This window comes from Caulobacter sp. SSI4214 (assembly GCF_012184455.1).
In the GTDB taxonomy this organism is placed as follows: Bacteria; Pseudomonadota; Alphaproteobacteria; order Caulobacterales; family Caulobacteraceae; genus Caulobacter; species Caulobacter vibrioides_E.
Map to the genome: position 1 here is coordinate 14,885 of NZ_SZWJ01000008.1, position 16,888 is coordinate 31,772.

The window sequence follows — 16,888 nt, forward strand, 5'->3', positions numbered from 1 at the left end:
CGCCGATGATCGGTTCTCCCGAATCGCGCGGAACGCTCAATGGCTGGGCAAGACTTCGACGGTCACCAATCTCCCCATCTGACGCTGGACGGCGTGCGCCGGGAGGCGGCTTACGCCTTCCCTAAGCGGAAGATGGAGATCAAGCCGATCAAGGATAACGTTATTCATGGCGCGGCGCTGCTCGAGCAGCTGGCCGCCGCGCTACCACGACTGCCCCTTGCCGGCGCGGACGCCCGGCTGCCCATCGCCGGATTGAAACCAGGCGTGTTAGTGACCTTGGCGACGGAAGCGCCCAACAGCGATCGCAAGGGCCCCAGCAAGATTCCGCTATCGTTCGAGCTGCCGGGTCAGGACGTGGTCATCCTCAGCTCGCGTCGAACCGAGGGGCGCGCCGAGGAGTCGATCGTCTTCGTCCCTGACGACGCTCGGCATGGTCTGACGCGACGGCTCCAAGAGTACGCCGCGCAAGGCCTGCGCAATAGTCCGCCCAAGCACATCGCCGAGTTCGAGAAGATCGAGCGCATCGCCGCAGCCGAGACCTCGAAGTTGTTCAACGCTGGCACGAACTTCGACGATCCGGCGCCGCGCTGGTGGGAGTTGTGGATCCGCAAGCTCGAGGGCGTGCCTGGCGCGGTGATTCGCGCGGCTCAGAACGCCCGGATCGACGTTCATCCCCAGCGGTTGTTCTTCCCCGACACTACGGTGGTGTTCATCCACGCCGCCGCCCGCCAGGTGCTGGCCTTTGCCTCGCGTGTGCCCGGAGCGATCGAGGAGGTACGCCCGGGGCTCGGTACCATCGAGCCTTTCCTGATGCTGGGCGAGAAACGGGTCACACAATTTGACTTCGTCGATGACCTAGCTGGACGGATCATCCCCGCGCGCTCCGGCGCGCCGACGGTCTGCGTCATGGACACTGGCGTCGCCAGCGCTCATCCGTTGCTGGTGGATGGCCTTGCAGCCGCTACCGCAGTGGACGCTGCCTGGGGCGCCGAGGACCACTACCGGCATGGTGGGCATGGCACGAGCGTGACCAGCCTAGCGCTGCTGGGCGATCTCGAACACCCGATGAGCGATGGCCGGGTCATCGAACTCACCCATACCGTCGAGTCAGTGAAGCTGCTGCCGCCGCCCGGCTTCTCCCCGACGCCGCCTCCGAGCTACGGCGTGGTCACTCAGGCGGCGGTGGGGATCATCGAGACCGAACGCCCCGGCCCTGAGCGGGCTTTCTGCCTGGCCAGCTGCCATCCCGACGCCGACGCTAGTCGACCCAGTTCCTGGAGCGGCGCGATCGACCAAATCGCCGCCGGCTCCATGGCCGGGGAGCGGGAGTTCACCAGGGACGCTACCGAGACGCCGAAGCGCCTAGTGCTTGTCGCCGCCGGCAATGTCGTCGGCAGCCTCGCCAGCGAAGTGGACGAAGGCGCTCCGATCAACGATCCGGCCCAGGCCTGGAACGCTCTGACGATCGGTGGTTACACAACCAAGATCGAACTTACCGAGGAAAACCTGGCTCCGCTTCGTGGGGCCAACGAGGTCAGTCCGTACAGTACCTGCACGCGAGGCCTGCCGACCGATCTCCTGCCGATCAAGCCCGAGGTGATGTTCGAGGCCGGCAACATGGCGGTCGACGCGCTAGGCTTCTGCGATTGGCACCCAGCGCTATCGCTTCTGGCGGCCAGCAACGCCGTCGAGACCGAGCCTCTTGTCCCATTCTGGGCGACGAGCGCGGCGGTGGGTGTGGCCGGTCACTTCGTGGGCCAGCTGCAGGCGGCGCTGCCGGGTCTATGGCCTGAAACCTACCGTGCCCTGGTCGTGCAGTCGGCCCGCTGGCCCGAACCCATCCGCAGCCGGCTGATCGGCAGAGGCAAGAGTTGGAAGGCCGGGAAGGCAGCCTTAGCCGAGCGACGAGCCGTCTTGCGTCAAGCCGGGTTCGGCGTTCCCCAGCTCGACGCGGCCATCGCCTCGGCCAAGAACGACTACACAATGATCGCCCAGGCCGAAATCCAGCCCTATGCAGCCGGGGCGAACGGCGGGCCGCCGGTCTACAACGCCATTCACTTCTACGACTTGCCCTGGCCCAAGACCGCCTTAGCCGACCTGAAGGACAAGGCCGTGACGCTGCGGGTGACGCTCTCGTACTTCATCGAGCCGAACCTGACCGGTAAGGGGGCCACTCGGCCGGAGACCTATCGCTCGTTCGGACTGCGCTTCACCATGAAGAAGCGCGACGAGACCGAAGAAGAATTCCGCAGCCGTTTGAGCCAAATCGAGGCCGCCGAGCACGATGACGAGGCGCTCGATGAAGACGAGGACGAAGATCTAGAGGCGGTCGCCAACGAGGGCGATGGCCAAGCCGAGGATAGGAAGAAGACCCAGACATCGAAATGGCTCATCGGCCCTGGAGCGGTCTCGGCCGGCTCGCTGCACTGTGACATCTGGCGCGGCAAGGCCTCGGACCTCGTTGACCACGACGCTATCGCCGTTCATCCGGCGCCCGGTTGGTGGAAGAGCCACGGCGGCAAACGCCGCTTCGGCGACAGCGGGCGCTATGCCCTCGTGTTGTCGATTTCGGCCGATGGCGCAGAGGTCGACCTTTATGCCGAGGCTGCAAACGTGCTGACGACCAAAGCTGCGCTCATCGATCTGGAGACCTTGATCGGCTGATTATGCCCGCCTCATCTTCCATGCGATTAGCAGACCTTCCGAAGGGAAGCGATGAGTCAAGGATCTCCCCAAAGTCCCCCTCACCGCAAAAAAGCAAAACCCGCCGCGACCTGTGCCGCGGCGGGTTTTGAACGCTTGGTACTTTGGATCGCGGCTTAGCGGGCCGAGATGGCGCCCGAATTGGCCGTGTTGTAGGCGGTCAGGGCCGGGTTGTTGATCTTGGCGACCGCGTCGTTGACCGAGGCGCGGATGCAGGCCGGGTACAGGTAGCCGGCCAGGGCTTCGCCACGAACGTCGTGCCAGCAGACCGACGAGGCGGCCTTGACGATTTCGGCGTGGACTTCGGCGGCCGACTTGCCGGCGACCTTGACGCGCATTTCAGCGGCCGAAGCCGGGGCGGCGACGGTCAGGGCGAGGGCCGAGGCGGCCATGGCGATGGTGCGGATCATTTCGATGCTCCGAAAGGGGGTTGTGAGCAACCACCTCCAGACGCGTTCCTCTGACGATCCGGCCAAGGTCTGAACGCCCGCCTGCGTCGTCGTCATCGGCTATAGCGACGTTCGTGTGACTGATCAACGATTATGTTGCGCTGCACCCTAAATGGGGACGGTCGCGCCAAGCGCGCGCGAAAAGCCGTCATCGGCGGCGCCAAGCCGATCAAACCGGCGGCAAAAAGCCCTCGGGGCGGCAGTCCCGAGGGCTCTGGCGTCGCGGTTGAGCGACCTTAGCGCGACGAGACGCGCATGAGATAGGTGGCGCGGCCCTGGGCCTTGTCATAGGCGACCAGATCGCGGCTGTGGGCGCGGCGGACCGCGTCGCGGGTGACTTCGCGCACGCAGTAGGCGGCGAAATCGGTCGGAACGGCGGGGCCGTCGGCCAGATCTTGCTGGCACAGCTGCTTGGCGGCTTGGACGATGTCGGCGTGGACGGCCGGGGTCGAGCGGCCGGCGACCTTGACGGCGATCTCGGCGGCGCTGGCCGAGGTGGCGGCGGTCGTGGCCATCAGGGCCGAGATGGCGATAACGAGCAGACGGATCATGTGGGTAGTCCCGGAAAGGAGGTTGGGTTCAACCGCCTCCCGGCGCGTTCCTCTGACGGCCCCCGGGTCTCGCCTCGTCGTCCGTCGCCGTCAGAGATGCATGACAACGTTGTCTGCTGCAAGTGCGAAAGCGCCACTTCGGTGAAAAAATGTTAGCGGTAACATATCGTTGCCAACGAAACCAATTCGGGGCGGCCTCGCACCCCGCCCGCCCCCGCGCGCTCGGCCCTTGAAATAGGGTCGCCAGCACGCGAGACTTTCCCGACGGCCTTATTGGAAACCGAGATGAGTTCTTCTGGACCGACGTTCGCGCGGCGCGCCTTGCTGGCCGGATCCGCGGCGCTGACCGTCGGCGGCGGAGCGACAGCGGCCCGCGCCCGACCGCCAGCCCGGTGCTTGGACGAGGATGCCGCCTGGATCCCGTCGGACGACTTGGTTCAGGAGCTTCCGCGCTTCATGCGCATCGCCGGGGTCCCCGGCGTCGCCATCGCGGTCATCGATCGCGGAAAGCTCGCCTGGAGCCGCGGCTTTGGCGTGAAGAACATTCTCACCCGCGACCCGGTGCGGGAGGACACGCTGTTTGAAGCCGCGTCCATGACCAAGCCGGTCTTCGCCTATGTCGTGATGCGGCTGGTCGATGAGAAGCGCCTGGACCTCGACACGCCGCTCGTCGCGTACCGCCGGCCCGGGTATCTGGGGGATGACCCGAATCTGGAACGGATCACGGTCCGGCACGTGCTGGCGCATTCGACCGGCTTGCCCAACTGGGCCACCGGACCGCTCGTCACGACCAAGGCGCCGGGAACAAGCTACACCTATTCGGGCGAAGCCTTCGTCTGGCTCCAGTTGGTCGTCGAGTCGATCATGGGCATGGGCCTTGGCGACGTGATGCAGGCCAAGCTGTTCGAGCCGGCCGGCATGTCTCACAGCGGCTTCGGCTGGGACGAACGGATCGCCAGGTCGGCGGTCTTTGGCCATTCCGAGCCTCCGGAGGGCGAGGAGACGCTTCCGCCCCAGCCCACGCGCGAGCTGGGCGACCGGCTGCTTGGGGTCGCTTCGCGGTGGCGCAAGCCGATCGCGTCATGGACCTACGAAGAGTCGATCGCGGCGATGCGCGAGATCGACCCAAAGACGGCGCCGTCGACGCACGACCTGCTGGTCAATTCGGCCGGCGGGCTCCTGACGACGGCGTCCGACTACGCGAAGTTCATGCGGCTGATGATCGACCGGCCGACACGGGCGGACTGGGAGATCAGCGATGCTTCGCGGCGAGCGATGCTCACCCCTCTGCTCGACATCCGCGGACGCGACATTTCGCGCGGACTGGGTTGGGAACTCGAACAATCCTCGGGGGGCCCGCTGTTCCAGCACAGCGGCAGCAACTACGGGATCTTCAAGACGCTGGGCGTCGGCGACGCCCGCCGCGGACGCGCGATCGTCGTCTTCACCAACGCCGCGAACGGCAATGCGCTCGCGGCCCGGATCGTTCGGGAGGCGACGGGGATCGACCGGCTGAAGTCGTTGATCTAGTCGGCTTATCCTCGTCCCCTCGCGGCGGGAATGACGCGCCCCTAGTGACGCCCGCGCTTTTTCTTGATCGGCTTGGGCGGAAGCGGCGGCGGGCTTGGCGGGGCGACCCAGTCGAAGGCCAGCAGCAGGGTGCGCTGGTTGTTTCCCACCGCCTGATCGTCCGAAACCAGATAGAGCCGCGTCCCGCCCGACGGGGAGCGGGTCAGGGCCACGCCCTCGAAATTGTCGCGGATCAGCGACCCTTCCAGATGCAGGGCGGCGGTGATGCGCTGCTGGGCGGCCGGCTTGGTGGGGTCGGAGATGAAGCGGACGATCGCGCGCCAGCCGCGGATCGGGTCATAGCCGCGATGCAGGGTGGCGACCGCGCCGCCTCCGAAGGCGGCGAAGCCCGTCAGGCCCCAGGTGAAGTCCGGGCCCGACTGCGGCGGCGCGGACTGGCAGGCGCCGGCCAGGTGGCACAGCCAGACCTCGCCCTCCTCGCCGCCCACCAGATAGGCGTCCGGACCGGCGGCCGGATAGGCCGTCAGGGCCTCCATGCCCTCGTTGTCGGGAAAGACGGTGGCGGGTTTGGGAACCGGGCGCGGCGTCCCCCAGCTTCCGTCGGCCTGGGTCGGGTAGAGCCAGATGCGGTGGTTGCGCTCGAAGCTGACCAGGCGATCGCCATTGGGCAGGATGGCCAGGCCCTCGGCGTCGGTCTGCGTCTTGCCGCCCTGGATCGGCTGGCCGTCCAGGCCTTTCAGCGGCCACAGCTTGCCGTCGGTCAGGCCGGCCAGGCGGCCATTGGCGTCCAGCTGAAGCTTGGCCTCGAAGACATCGCCCTCGTCGGTGATCGCCGTCAGCTGGCCGTCGCCGCCGATGGCCAGGTCCGACAGGCCGTGCAGCCGGCTGGTGCTCGTGCTGGTCAGCACCAGGCCGCCGGCATAGGTGAAGCCGCCGTCGACGGTGACGCGGGCGGGGTTGGAGGCGTCCAGCGGCGCGGGCGTGGCGGTGACGCTGATCTCCGGCCCGGCCTTGACCGGCGCGGGCGGCGTCTGGACCACCGGCGGCGGGCGCTTGGGCGTGCACTGGGTCGCGAAGCCGGACAGGCCGCCGATCAGCGCGAAGACCAGCGCCGAGCGCGGTCCGATCACGCCGGAACCTTGCCGGACTTGGCCGGCTTGCCCGTTTGAGACGTCTGGGGCGTCACGACCGGCGGCGGGGCCAGCAGGCCGCGCGTTCGGGCGATCTGGCGCGGCTCTTCCTCGAACAGGGCCGCCAGCTGCTCGACCAGCACCCCGCCCAGCTGCTCGACATCGACGATGGTGACGGCGCGGCGGTAGTAGCGGGTGACGTCGTGGCCGATGCCGATGGCGATCAGCTCCACGGGGCTCTTGCCCTCGATTTCAGCGATGACCTGGCGCAAGTGACGCTCCAGATAGTGGCCGGAATTGACGCTCAGAGTGGAGTCGTCCACCGGGGCGCCATCCGAGATCACCATCAGAATGCGGCGCTGTTCGGGCCGGGCGATGATCCGCTGGTGCGCCCACATCAGGGCTTCGCCGTCGATGTTTTCCTTCAGCAGGCCCTCGCGCATCATCAGGCCCAGGTTCTTGCGAGCCCGGCGCCAAGGCGCGTCGGCGGCCTTGTAGATGATGTGGCGCAGGTCGTTCAGCCGGCCCGGGGCGGGAGGCTTGCCGGCCTTGATCCATTCGTCGCGGCTGGTCCCGCCCTTCCAGGCCCGGGTGGTGAAGCCCAGGACCTCGGTCTTGACCCCGCAGCGCTCCAGCGTGCGGGCCAGGATGTCGGCGCAGATCGCCGCCACCATGATCGGCCGCCCGCGCATCGAGCCGGAATTGTCGATCAGCAGGGTCACGACCGTGTCGCGGAATTCCTGGTCCTCTTCCTGCTTGAACGAGAGGGGCGCGGTCGGGTCGATGATCACCCGCGTCAGGCGGGCGACGTCCAGCATCCCTTCCTCGAGGTCGAAGGTCCAGGCGCGGTTCTGCTGGGCCAGGAGGCGGCGCTGCAGCTTGTTGGCCAGCCGCGAGACGACGCTGGAGAGGGCGGTCAGCTGCTGGTCCAGATAGGCCCGCAGGCGCGTCAGCTCCTCGGCGTCGCACAGGTCCTCGGCGTCGACGACCTCGTCGTGGGCCGTGGTGAAGATCTTGTATTGCGGTTCGCCGCCCTGGGACTGGCCGCTGTCGGGACGGGCCGGCTTGGCGCCGTCGCCCATCTCGGGCTGTTCGTCGGACTCGTCGGGCTCGCCGTCCTGGTCCGACTGGACCATCTCCTCGTCGCCGGCCTCGGTCTCGCGGTCCGAGGCCTCGCTCTCCTGGGGCTGGGAGCCCTCCGGCTGCTCGCCTTCGCCCTCGCCCTGATCCTCGTCGGCGTTTTCGGTCGGGCTTTCGTCCTCGTTACCGTCGTCCTCGTCGGCGCTTTCGGTCGCGTCCGACATTTCCTCGCCCAGGTCGAGGTCGCGCAGGATGTCGCGGGTCACGCGGGCGAAGGCGGCCTGATCGTCGATCGAGGCGGCCAGACGGTCCAGGTCCTTGCCCGCCCGGGCCTCGATGTCGCTTCGCAGGATATCGACCAGCGCCTTGGCGCCGTCCGGCGGGGCGTCGCCGGTCAGGCGCTCGCGCACCAGCAGGCCCAGGATCTCGGCCATCGGGGCGGACTGGCGGTCGGTGGCGACGGCGCGGGTCAGGCCCTGCTTTTCCAGCCGCGCCTCGAGGGCGGCCGTCAGGTTGGCGCGGACGCCGCCCAGGGCGTTGGCGCCGATGGCCTCCAGCCGGGCCTGCTCGATCGACTCGAACGCCGCCTGGCCATCGGGCGAGGCCGGACGGGCGCGGGCGTGGGCCATCGGGTCGTGGTGGGCCAGGCGCAGGGCCATCTGGTCGGCCAGACCCCGGATGCGGGCGGCCTCCTTCGAATTGAGGTCGCGCGGCGGGTGAGGCAGCACGGCGCGGTTGCCCAGAAGCTGCGGGCCGTCCCCCGAAAACACGACCTCCAGGTCTGGCGTCTCGGCGAGCGAGCGCGCGGCGTGCGCCAGCGCGCGCTTGAAGGGTTCGGTCGGGCTTTCGGGCTTGGACGCCATGGCTTCCGAGTTAGCGGCCCGCGCGGGCGAAAACAAGGAACGGCGTGCGCGGAAGGAACGTTGATTTTCCGACGGCGCCGCTAGGGCGCCGCCTTTGGGATTTTCCGCCGGCGCCGCTCACGCGCCTTCGAGAGGAAACGCAAATGCTGAAATGGGCCATCATTCTCGCCGTCGTCGCCCTGATCGCCGGGGCGCTGGGCTTTACCGGCGTCGCGGGCGCGGCCGCGGGCGTCGCCAAGATCCTGTTCTTCCTGTTCCTGATCGGCTTCGTGATCATGCTTGTGCTGGGCACCACGGTGTTCAAGGCCGTGACCGGTCCGAAGTAGGTCCGACCGACTTCCTCCCCCGCGATGCGGGGGAGGTGGTCCAGAGGACCGGAGGGGGCGAGCTCGGCATATGTCCAGTTAGCCCCTCAGCCGCTTCGCGACATCTCCCCCGCATCGCGGGGGAGCATCCCGCGCGCGCTCACTTCGCCGCGTATGCCGCCGCCTGCCGATCGACGAGCGCCACCAGATCCCCCATCTCCAGGTTCACGTCGATCAGGTGCAGGCCCCAGTCCTTGAGCACCGCGCCGCCCACGACGACGTCGCCCGTGATCTCGTCGGTGCGCGGGTCGGCGGGATCGGCGTTCACCTTGACCGACAGATAGGTGAAGCCGCGCTCGCTGGCGCAGCGAGCGGAAAGCAGACCCGGCAGGGCGACGAACGGCGTCGTCACCGTCACGCCCGTGGCGAACGGCTTGGGCGCCTGGCCCGAGACCGCGCCGAAGCCCTTAGCGCTCAGATACGACCGAAGCGGAACCTCCTCGGTGGAGGCCTTGCCCGCCAAGAGGGCGGCGGGGTTCACGCAGCCGGCCGGATGGCCCTGCGCGTCGGTGACGCCAAAACGGCTGTTGGCCGGCGGCGGGCTGGTCTCGCGGAACGAGACATAGGTGACGATGCAGCCGGCCTGGTCGGCCTTGGCGCACAGGGGGATCGAGCCGTACTTGCCATCGACGACCGGCGTGGTCATGCCCAGGATCAGGGCCGAGATCATCCGCTTCTGGGCCGGCTTGCCGTCGATCTCCTGCTTCAGCAGGGTCTGCAGCACCCGTGAACCCTGGCTGTGGCCGATGAGGACCACGCCCCTTGCCTTACCATCGGGCCCCTTGTTCTCGTGGGTCAGATACCAGGTCCAGGCGTCGCGCACGTCGCCGTAGGCCAGGGCGCCGTCGCCGGGCGAGGGCTGGCCCATCATCACCGCGCGCAGGGCCGCCAGGGTCACCTGGCGGTACATCGGCGCGAACACCCGACACTTGCTGGTAAAGCGCGCCAGCTGCTGCTCGACCACCATGCGCTCCGAGGCGGTGACGGTCATGTCGCTGTTGCCGGTCGGCTGGGCCGAGACCGTCGGATAGACGTAGAAGCAGTCATAGGCCGGCGCGGCGGCGGGCTTGAACGTCTCGGTCGCCGTCTTGCCGTCGGCCTGGATGATGGTCGTGGTCTGGTCGACGGCGCAGGCGTCCTGGCGGCCGGGCCAGCACAGCCAGTTCTCGGTCTTGCCGTAGTCGTTGGGCGCGGGGGCGGGCGCGGGCGTCTGGGCCAGGGCTCCGCTTCCCGCGGTCAAGGCCGCCGCCAGGGTCCAGGCGAGCCACGTCGTCTTCATCGGTTCCTCCCTGGCGTTCAAACGCCCGTTTCGAGCGAGCATGTCCAAAACAGACGCGATCGCCAAGGGACTTTGGCGCGGAGGTTGCGAAACACCGTCCGATCGTTCCGCTCTGGGACAGTGAAGCTTTGCGACGGAGTGGTCGATGACGCTCAAGACCCTGCTCCTTGTCGGCGCCGCGACGGCGCTGGCGAGTGTTTCGGTGATCCAACCGGCCTTGGCCGACGGCTTTCCCGGCGCGCCGGTTCGTCACGCGCCTGTCCCGAAACGGCACGCGCCCAAGCCGCGGGTCAGGATCGTCTATGTCGATCGCCCGGTCGTCGTGGAAAAGAAGGTCACGGTCTATGTGGATCGCCCGGTGACCGTCGAGAAGGTGGTCGAGAAGCCGGTGATCGTCGAGCGGCCCGTCGTGGTCGAAAAGCGCGTGGACGTGCCGGTCGAGCGGATCGTGGAAAAGCCGGTCTATATCGACCGTCCCGTCGATCGGATCGTTGAAAAGCGCGTCGAGGTGCCCGTCGAACGCATCGTCCAGGTTCCGGTGGAGAAGATCGTCGAGAGGCCGGTCTATATCGATCGGCCCGTGGATCGGATCATCGAAAAGCCCGTCGAGCGGATCGTCCGGGTTCCGGTCGAAAAGATCGTCGAGAGGCCGATCTATATCGATCGTCCCGTCTATGTGGATCGCCCGCCGCCGCCTCGGTGGTCCTGCGATTGCGGCCCGGAGACCCGCGAGGAAAGCCGCGAGCGCTCATCCTACGAGGAGAGCCACGAGAGCGTGTCCTATAGCGGCGGATACGCCGTGTCGCGCTACGGGGTCGGGGGCGGCTGGAATCCCACGGCCGCCGGATCCAGCGGCTGGGGTTACGCCGTCGAGCCGCCGCCCCTGCCGATGGGCTATGTCGGCCGGCCGTCAGGCGGACGCGGCGGCGGCTATGTTGGCGGCTACGCGGGCGGGTATGTCGGCGGCTCCGCGTCGGGCTCGGCCTCGGCGAGCGCGTCGGCCTCCTCGTCCGTCTCGGCGTCGTCATCGGTCCATGTCGGCGGCGGCCAAAGCGGCGGCTGCGGCGGGTGCGGGGGCAGCCGGTACTAGCTAGAGGTTCAACCAGCGTCGGGGGTGCTTGTCGCCCAGGGCGCGGGCCTCGCCTGGCTTGAGGCCCAGCTCGCGCATCCGGTAGGCGACGATCTCGCGCAGGGCCTCGACGGGCTCCTGTCCGGCCACCGGGCTGGACGCCACGGGGCCGGCGTTCATCGCCAGATCCACGGCGGCCCATTCGGCCTGGGCGCGATCGGCCTTGCCGACGGCGAAGTAGTGGCGGACGGGCGCGCGCTCGCCCGCGATCTCGACCATCACGCCGATGACCCAGCCTTGAACGATCATGTCGGCGTCGGGGCGCTGGCGGAACATGAGGCGCATGTAGCGCCGGCTGGCCTTCGCCGAAAGGGGCCTTAGCCGATCAGCTGGAACGCCGCCTGGCTGACCAGGCCCAGAACCAGCCAGGCCGACAGCCCGGCCACGACCACCACCGTCTTGGACATCCGCCGCCTGCGATGGGCGGGAAGGAAACGCACGAACGACATACACGCCTCCATGCCTGGAACCTTGAGCGGCAAGTTAACGCCGCCGGAGGTCTTTGGATGCGTGGCCATTCGCCCGTCACGGGAAGTTGAGGGCGCCGTGACGCGCCGTGTTCGGAACAAAGAAAAAGGGCGGAGCCTCGCGGCCCCGCCCTTCGTCTTTTCAGCTGCTAGCCGACAGGACTTCTTAGAAGTCCATGTCGCCGCTCTGGATCGGCTGGGCCGATCCAGATCTCTTTGGAGGATGGGCGACTTTATGGACTTCTTAGAAGTCCATGTCGCCCATGCCGCCGGGCATGCCGCCGCCGGCCGGGGCGGCGCCGCCCTTCTTGGGGGCTTCGACGATCGCGGCTTCCGTGGTGATCAGCAGGCCGGCCACCGAGGCGGCGTTCTGCAGAGCCGTGCGAACGACCTTGGCCGGGTCGATGACGCCGTCGGCGACCAGGTCGACATATTGCTCGGTCTGGGCGTTGAAGCCGAACGAGCTGCTGGCGTTTTCCAGGATCTTGCCGACCACGATCGAGCCTTCGACGCCGGCGTTCTCGGCGATCTGACGGATCGGCGATTGCAGGGCGCGACGGACGATGGCGATGCCAGCGGTCTGGTCGTCGTTGTCACCGGTGACGCCGGCCAGGGCCTTGGAGGCCTTCAGCAGGGCCGTGCCGCCGCCCGGGACGATGCCTTCATCGGCGGCCGCGCGGGTCGCGTTCAGGGCGTCGTCGACGCGGTCCTTCTTTTCCTTCACCTCGACTTCGGTCGAGCCGCCGACGCGGATAACCGCGACGCCGCCGGCCAGCTTGGCCAGACGCTCTTGCAGCTTTTCCTTGTCGTAGTCCGAGGTGGTGTCCTCGATCTGCTTCTTGATCTGCGAGATGCGGGCTTCGATGGCTTCCTTCTCACCGACGCCGTCCACGATCGTGGTGTCGTCCTTGGTGATCGAGACCTTCTTGGCGCGGCCCAGCATGTCGAGCGAGACGTTCTCGAGCTTGATGCCCAGGTCTTCGCTGACGACTTGAGCGCCGGTCAGGATGGCGATGTCTTCGAGCATGGCCTTGCGGCGGTCGCCGAAGCCCGGAGCCTTGACGGCGGCGACGCGCAGGCCGCCACGCAGCTTGTTGACGACCAGCGTGGCCAGGGCCTCGCCTTCGACGTCTTCGGCGATGATCACCAGCGGACGGCCCGACTGGACGACGGCTTCCAGCACCGGCAGCAGCGGCTGCAGCGACGACAGCTTCTTTTCGAACAGGAGGATCAGCGGCTCTTCCAGCTGAACTTCCATCTTGTCGGCGTTGGTGATGAAGTACGGCGACAGGTAGCCGCGGTCGAACTGCATCCCTTCGACGACGTCGAGTTCGGTCTCGGCGGTCTTGGCTTCCTCGACGGTGATGACGCCTTCGTTGCCGACCTTGTCCATCGCCTTGGCGATCATCTCGCCGACTTCCTTGTCGCCGTTGGCCGAGATGGTGCCGACCTGAGCGATTTCAGCGTTGGTCGTGACCTTCTTCGACGAGGCCTTGATGTCCTCGACGGCGATGGCGACGGCCTTGTCGATGCCGCGCTTCAGGTCCATCGGGTTCATGCCGGCGGCGACCGACTTCAGGCCTTCTTGCACGATGGCTTGAGCGAGCACGGTGGCGGTGGTGGTGCCGTCGCCGGCCTTGTCGTTGGTCTTGCTGGCGACTTCACGGATCATCTGAGCGCCGAGGTTCTCGAACTTGTCGGCCAGTTCGATTTCCTTGGCGACCGAGACGCCGTCCTTGGTCGTGCGCGGCGCGCCGAACGACTTTTCGATGACGACGTTGCGGCCCTTCGGACCCAGGGTGACCTTCACCGCGTTGGCGAGGACGTTGACGCCGCGCAGCATCTTGTCGCGCGCGTCGGAGGAGAAATAGACGTCTTTGGCGGCCATTTTAGGTGCCTTTCTGAAAAGAGGTTAGGGGAAGAAAGCGCTCGGGAGCGGGAGGCTTAGGCCTCGACCACGCCCAGGACGTCGCTTTCCTTCATGATCAGCAGGTCCTGACCGTCGACCTTCACTTCGGTGCCCGACCACTTGCCGAACAGGATGCGGTCGCCAGCCTTGACGTCCAGGGCGACGATATCGCCCTTGTCGTTGCGCGCGCCGGGGCCGACGGCGACGACTTCGCCTTCTTGCGGCTTTTCCTTGGCGGTGTCGGGGATGATGATCCCGCCCTTGGTCTTGGTTTCTTCTTCGACGCGCTTCACGAGGACGCGGTCGCCCAGGGGACGAAACTTCATTGTGGTTCTCCGTCGGAACGGTTTCTGTAAAGGCTGCGCTGGACCGGGGAGCGGGCTGTTAGCAGTCGCTCCCATCGAGTGCCAACGTCGGGCGTGAGTTAAGTAGGGCCTCGACGGGAGTCAAGGACGTCGCCCGCGAACTTTTTTTGGCGCGGTTAACGCGGGAGGGCTTCGATGTACGACCACATGGGTCTGGGCGTGACGGATTACCAGCGATCCACGGCCTTTTATGACGCCGCCCTGGCGCCGCTGGGCATTCGCCAGCTCTATGTCGTGCCCAAGGCATTCACCGGCGGCGTGGACGTGGTCGGCTATGGCGTCCAGCGGCCGATGTTCTGGATTTCGGGCGCGGATCCGACCCGCGGCAAGCTGCACGTCGCCTTCGCGGCGGAAACCCGCGCCCAGGTCGACGCCTTCCACGCGGCGGCGCTGAAAGCCGGCGGAAAAGACAATGGTCCGCCAGGACTTCGCCCGCATTACGATAAGGACTATTACGGCGCGTTCGTTCTGGATCCGGACGGTTTCAACGTCGAGGCCGTCTGCCGCGCGCCGGAGTGAAGGGGAGCCCCCTAGGCATGTCGAACTATGTCCTGTCGCTGTTCCTGGCGGTCCTGGCCTGCGTCATTGGCGGAACCCTGGGCGGGATGATCCTGGCGCGGCCGCAGATCATGCTGGAGCTGGCGGGACTGGCCGACGAGGACACGCCCAAGCCGCCGCTGTTCGCCGAGGGCCGCGCCCTGGGCGGCGTGCTGATCGCCAGCCACGGGGTGACGGCGCTCTATCTCGGCTACCAGCCCCGGATCGGCGCGGCCATGGCCCTGGTGCTGGCCATCGCCTGGCTGGGCGCGGCGGCGGGCCGGGCCGCCTCCCTGGCCCTGGACGGCGCGGAGGCGCGGTTCAACCTGGGCTCGATCGTGTTCAACGCCCTGATCGGCCTGACCCTGACCCTGCCGTCGTTCCAGGTCGGCCGGATCATCGTGCGCGGGATGAACCTGGTTTAAAGCGCCCCCTCGTGGGCGAGCAGCCAGCGCTTGCGCTCAATTCCGCCGCCATAGCCGGTCAGCGCGCCGTTCAGGCCGATCACCCGATGGCAGGGTACGACGATGCCGAGCGGGTTGGCGCCATTGGCGTGGCCGGCGGCGCGGACGGCGGCCGGGCGGCCGACGCGGCGGGCGAGTTCCGAATAGGTGATCGTCTGGCCCGAGGGGATCTGGGTCAGCGCCGTCCACACCGCTTGCTGGAAGGCCGTGCCGTTGGTCGCCCAGGGAAGGGTGTTCAGCGCCGCGAACGCGCCGGCGAAATAGGCCGACAGGGCCTCGCGGATCGCGATGGGCGCCGCGCCCGGCTCAGGACGCAGCGGTCCGTAGTGAATCCTCAGCAGGCGATCGAGGCGCTGCGCGTGGTCATCGAAATCCAGCGCCCGCAACGCGCCCGTCTCGTCGGTGACGATCAGCAGCTCGCCGATCGGCGAGGGCGCGCGGTCGAGGACGAGGCGGGCGGGACGACTCATGCGGCGATGGTCGCGCGAGCGGATCAGGTTGTCCGCCCGGAATTTGCGGTTTGCCTAGAGCGTGACGCCGACAGTGGGAACCGGTTACGGCGCGAGTCACGCTCTAAGTATTTGATTTAGAGCCACCCTCCCCCTCGATGGGGGAGGGTTGGGTGGGGGTGACTACGGGGGTTGATGCCGCGCGACGCCGCCGACTCAGCGATCACCCCCATCCCAAACCCTTCCCCCATCAAGGGGGAAGGGCGCTGACTACCGGATCCCCGGCACGTGCAGGGCCGCGTCGCGCTCGGCCTTCTGCTTGTAGGCCAGGTCGCCGTACTTGGACATTTCCATGCGGGCGATGGTGCGGCAGTGCACCTCGTCCGGACCGTCGGCCAGGCGCAGGGTGCGGATGCCGGCATAGGCCTTGGCCAGGCCGTAGTCGGTGGTCACGCCGCCGCCGCCGTGGGCCTGGATGGCGTCGTCGATGATCTTCAGGGCCAGACGCGGCGCGGCGACCTTGATCATCGCGATTTCCAGGCGGGCCGACTTGTTGCCGGCCTTGTCCATCATGTCGGCGGCCTTCAGGCACAGCAGGCGGCACATCTCGATGTCGATGCGCGCTTCGGCGATGCGCTGCTCCCAGACCGAGTGGTCGGAGATGTACTTGCCGAACGCCTTCCGGGTCATCAGGCGCTGGACCATCTTTTCCAGCGCGACTTCCGCCGTGCCGATGGTGCGCATGCAGTGGTGGATGCGGCCCGGACCCAGGCGCCCCTGGGCGATCTCGAAGCCGCGGCCCTCGCCCAGCAGCAGGGCGTCCTCGATCGGCACGCGCACGTCCTTCAGGATCACCTCGGCGTGGCCGTGCGGGGCGTCGTCATAGCCGAACACCGGCAGCATCCGGACGATCTCGATGCCCGGCGCGTCCAGCGGCACCAGGACCTGGCTCTGCTGGCTGTGGGTCGAGGCGGTCGGATCGGTCTTGCCCATCACGATCGCCACCTTACAGCGCGGGTCGCCCACGCCCGAGCTCCACCACTTGCGGCCGTTGATCACATAGTGGTCGCCGTCGCGCTCGATGCGGGTCTCGATGTTGGTGGCGTCGGAGCTGGCCACCGCCGGCTCGGTCATCAGGAAGGCCGAGCGGATCTCGCCGTTCATCAGCGGACGCAGCCACTTTTCCTTCTGCGCCCGGGTGCCGTAGCGCATCAGCACTTCCATGTTGCCGGTGTCGGGCGCCGAGCAGTTGAAGACCTCCGAGGCGAAGCCGACCTTGCCCATCTGTTCGGCGATCAGGCTGTATTCCAGGTTGGTCAGCTGCTCGCCTTCGAACTCGAAGGTGTCGTCGACGTGATGCTGGCCGCTGTGCGGCGGCATGAAGAAGTTCCACAGGCCGGCGGCCTTGGCCTTCTTCTTCAGCTCCTCGACCACCTGGACGACCTTCCAGCGTTCGGCGCCCAGCACGTTCATCTCGGCCTCGTAGGCCGGGACGGCCGGATAGACGTGCTCGTCCATGAACGCCGTCACGCGATCCAGGAAGGCGCGTTGCTTGGGGGAGATGTCGAAATCCATGGCCGTTCCCTCTTCCCGCTCTCTCGTGTCAAACAGTTGTTTG

17 protein-coding genes are annotated in these 16,888 nt (G+C 67.5%); 6 read left to right on the top strand and 11 right to left on the bottom strand.

Features of this window, described 5'->3' with window-relative positions:
- Positions 1-39: 39 nt before the first annotated feature.
- Entirely contained in the window at positions 40-2,664 is a 2,625-nt protein-coding gene (locus FCU40_RS03945) for a S8 family peptidase (protein ID WP_168073051.1), read from the top strand.
- Positions 2,665-2,819: 155 nt separating this feature from the next.
- Here the strand turns inward: FCU40_RS03945 and FCU40_RS03950 are convergent, their stop codons facing one another.
- Both FCU40_RS03950 and FCU40_RS03955 read right to left on the bottom strand, forming a co-directional pair.
- Positions 2,820-3,113: a hypothetical protein gene (locus FCU40_RS03950; RefSeq protein WP_004618626.1), complete on the bottom strand. Its 294-nt coding sequence runs from the start codon at positions 3,111-3,113 to the stop codon at positions 2,820-2,822.
- 275 nt (positions 3,114-3,388) lie between these two features.
- Complete coding sequence (locus tag FCU40_RS03955) at positions 3,389-3,703, bottom strand: hypothetical protein (RefSeq protein ID WP_004618625.1); 315 nt, start codon at positions 3,701-3,703, stop codon at positions 3,389-3,391.
- Positions 3,704-3,988: 285 nt separating this feature from the next.
- Between FCU40_RS03955 and FCU40_RS03960 the strand changes: the two genes are divergently transcribed.
- Positions 3,989-5,233, top strand: coding sequence for a serine hydrolase domain-containing protein (locus tag FCU40_RS03960; protein WP_241693541.1), 1,245 nt, complete (start codon positions 3,989-3,991; stop codon positions 5,231-5,233).
- Between the two features lie 41 nt (positions 5,234-5,274).
- Here the strand turns inward: FCU40_RS03960 and FCU40_RS03965 are convergent, their stop codons facing one another.
- Positions 5,275-6,363, bottom strand: coding sequence for an esterase-like activity of phytase family protein (locus tag FCU40_RS03965; RefSeq protein ID WP_168073052.1), 1,089 nt, complete (start codon positions 6,361-6,363; stop codon positions 5,275-5,277).
- Positions 6,360-8,306, bottom strand: coding sequence for a cobaltochelatase subunit CobT (gene cobT, locus FCU40_RS03970; RefSeq protein WP_168073053.1), 1,947 nt, complete (start codon positions 8,304-8,306; stop codon positions 6,360-6,362). The genes FCU40_RS03965 and cobT overlap by 4 nt, the downstream gene beginning before the upstream one ends.
- A 143-nt stretch (positions 8,307-8,449) precedes the next feature.
- Between cobT and FCU40_RS03975 the strand changes: the two genes are divergently transcribed.
- Positions 8,450-8,632, top strand: coding sequence for a DUF1328 domain-containing protein (locus FCU40_RS03975; RefSeq protein WP_004618621.1), 183 nt, complete (start codon positions 8,450-8,452; stop codon positions 8,630-8,632).
- Positions 8,633-8,771: 139 nt separating this feature from the next.
- Here the strand turns inward: FCU40_RS03975 and FCU40_RS03980 are convergent, their stop codons facing one another.
- Positions 8,772-9,950 carry a DUF3089 domain-containing protein gene (locus FCU40_RS03980; RefSeq protein ID WP_168073054.1) on the bottom strand — a complete coding sequence of 393 codons (1,179 nt, stop codon included), beginning with the start codon at positions 9,948-9,950 and terminating at the stop codon, positions 8,772-8,774.
- A 145-nt stretch (positions 9,951-10,095) separates the two neighbouring features.
- On the opposite strand from FCU40_RS03980, the gene FCU40_RS03985 reads away from it, so the two are divergent.
- Positions 10,096-11,040, top strand: coding sequence for an articulin (locus FCU40_RS03985; protein WP_168073055.1), 945 nt, complete (start codon positions 10,096-10,098; stop codon positions 11,038-11,040).
- Here FCU40_RS03985 and FCU40_RS03990 read toward each other — a convergent pair whose 3' ends face one another.
- From FCU40_RS03990 to groES, 4 genes are all read right to left on the bottom strand, one after another.
- Positions 11,041-11,355, bottom strand: coding sequence for a hypothetical protein (locus tag FCU40_RS03990; protein WP_168073110.1), 315 nt, complete (start codon positions 11,353-11,355; stop codon positions 11,041-11,043).
- A gap of 41 nt (positions 11,356-11,396) precedes the next feature.
- Positions 11,397-11,528, bottom strand: coding sequence for a hypothetical protein (locus tag FCU40_RS23210; RefSeq protein WP_004618617.1), 132 nt, complete (start codon positions 11,526-11,528; stop codon positions 11,397-11,399).
- A 262-nt stretch (positions 11,529-11,790) separates the two neighbouring features.
- Positions 11,791-13,434, bottom strand: a complete 1,644-nt coding sequence (gene groL, locus FCU40_RS03995) for a chaperonin GroEL (RefSeq protein WP_168073056.1) — start codon at positions 13,432-13,434, stop codon at positions 11,791-11,793.
- Between the two features lie 56 nt (positions 13,435-13,490).
- A complete protein-coding gene (groES, locus tag FCU40_RS04000; protein ID WP_004618615.1) occupies positions 13,491-13,781 on the bottom strand; it encodes a co-chaperone GroES in 291 nt (96 codons plus the stop codon).
- A gap of 174 nt (positions 13,782-13,955) precedes the next feature.
- Here groES and FCU40_RS04005 point away from each other — a divergent pair, with 174 nt between their 5' ends.
- The gene (locus tag FCU40_RS04005) at positions 13,956-14,339 is read left to right on the top strand and encodes a VOC family protein (protein ID WP_168073057.1); all 384 of its coding nucleotides are present in this window, start codon (positions 13,956-13,958) and stop codon (positions 14,337-14,339) included.
- A gap of 17 nt (positions 14,340-14,356) precedes the next feature.
- Positions 14,357-14,782 carry a DUF4345 family protein gene (locus FCU40_RS04010; protein WP_004618613.1) on the top strand — a complete coding sequence of 142 codons (426 nt, stop codon included), beginning with the start codon at positions 14,357-14,359 and terminating at the stop codon, positions 14,780-14,782.
- Here the strand turns inward: FCU40_RS04010 and FCU40_RS04015 are convergent.
- The gene (locus FCU40_RS04015; RefSeq protein ID WP_168073058.1) at positions 14,779-15,291 is read right to left on the bottom strand and encodes a methylated-DNA--[protein]-cysteine S-methyltransferase; all 513 of its coding nucleotides are present in this window, start codon (positions 15,289-15,291) and stop codon (positions 14,779-14,781) included. The genes FCU40_RS04010 and FCU40_RS04015 overlap by 4 nt on opposite strands.
- 249 nt (positions 15,292-15,540) lie before the next feature.
- Entirely contained in the window at positions 15,541-16,845 is a 1,305-nt protein-coding gene (locus FCU40_RS04020; RefSeq protein WP_168073059.1) for an acyl-CoA dehydrogenase family protein, read from the bottom strand.
- Positions 16,846-16,888: the final 43 nt, after the last annotated feature.

Bases quoted from the DNA above. Each gene is read 5' to 3' on its own strand.
- FCU40_RS03945 (WP_168073051.1), top strand. From the start codon at position 40: ATGGCTGGGCAAGACTTCGACGGTCACCAATCTCCCCATCTGACGCTG.
- FCU40_RS03950 (WP_004618626.1), bottom strand. From the start codon at position 3,113: ATGATCCGCACCATCGCCATGGCCGCCTCGGCCCTCGCCCTGACCGTC.
- FCU40_RS03955 (WP_004618625.1), bottom strand. From the start codon at position 3,703: ATGATCCGTCTGCTCGTTATCGCCATCTCGGCCCTGATGGCCACGACC.
- FCU40_RS03960 (WP_241693541.1), top strand. From the start codon at position 3,989: ATGAGTTCTTCTGGACCGACGTTCGCGCGGCGCGCCTTGCTGGCCGGA.
- cobT (WP_168073053.1), bottom strand. From the start codon at position 8,306: ATGGCGTCCAAGCCCGAAAGCCCGACCGAACCCTTCAAGCGCGCGCTG.
- FCU40_RS03975 (WP_004618621.1), top strand. From the start codon at position 8,450: ATGCTGAAATGGGCCATCATTCTCGCCGTCGTCGCCCTGATCGCCGGG.
- FCU40_RS03980 (WP_168073054.1), bottom strand. From the start codon at position 9,950: ATGAAGACGACGTGGCTCGCCTGGACCCTGGCGGCGGCCTTGACCGCG.
- FCU40_RS03985 (WP_168073055.1), top strand. From the start codon at position 10,096: ATGACGCTCAAGACCCTGCTCCTTGTCGGCGCCGCGACGGCGCTGGCG.
- FCU40_RS03990 (WP_168073110.1), bottom strand. From the start codon at position 11,355: ATGTTCCGCCAGCGCCCCGACGCCGACATGATCGTTCAAGGCTGGGTC.
- FCU40_RS23210 (WP_004618617.1), bottom strand. From the start codon at position 11,528: ATGTCGTTCGTGCGTTTCCTTCCCGCCCATCGCAGGCGGCGGATGTCC.
- groL (WP_168073056.1), bottom strand. From the start codon at position 13,434: ATGGCCGCCAAAGACGTCTATTTCTCCTCCGACGCGCGCGACAAGATG.
- groES (WP_004618615.1), bottom strand. From the start codon at position 13,781: ATGAAGTTTCGTCCCCTGGGCGACCGCGTCCTCGTGAAGCGCGTCGAA.
- FCU40_RS04005 (WP_168073057.1), top strand. From the start codon at position 13,956: ATGTACGACCACATGGGTCTGGGCGTGACGGATTACCAGCGATCCACG.
- FCU40_RS04010 (WP_004618613.1), top strand. From the start codon at position 14,357: ATGTCGAACTATGTCCTGTCGCTGTTCCTGGCGGTCCTGGCCTGCGTC.
- FCU40_RS04015 (WP_168073058.1), bottom strand. From the start codon at position 15,291: ATGAGTCGTCCCGCCCGCCTCGTCCTCGACCGCGCGCCCTCGCCGATC.
- FCU40_RS04020 (WP_168073059.1), bottom strand. From the start codon at position 16,845: ATGGATTTCGACATCTCCCCCAAGCAACGCGCCTTCCTGGATCGCGTG.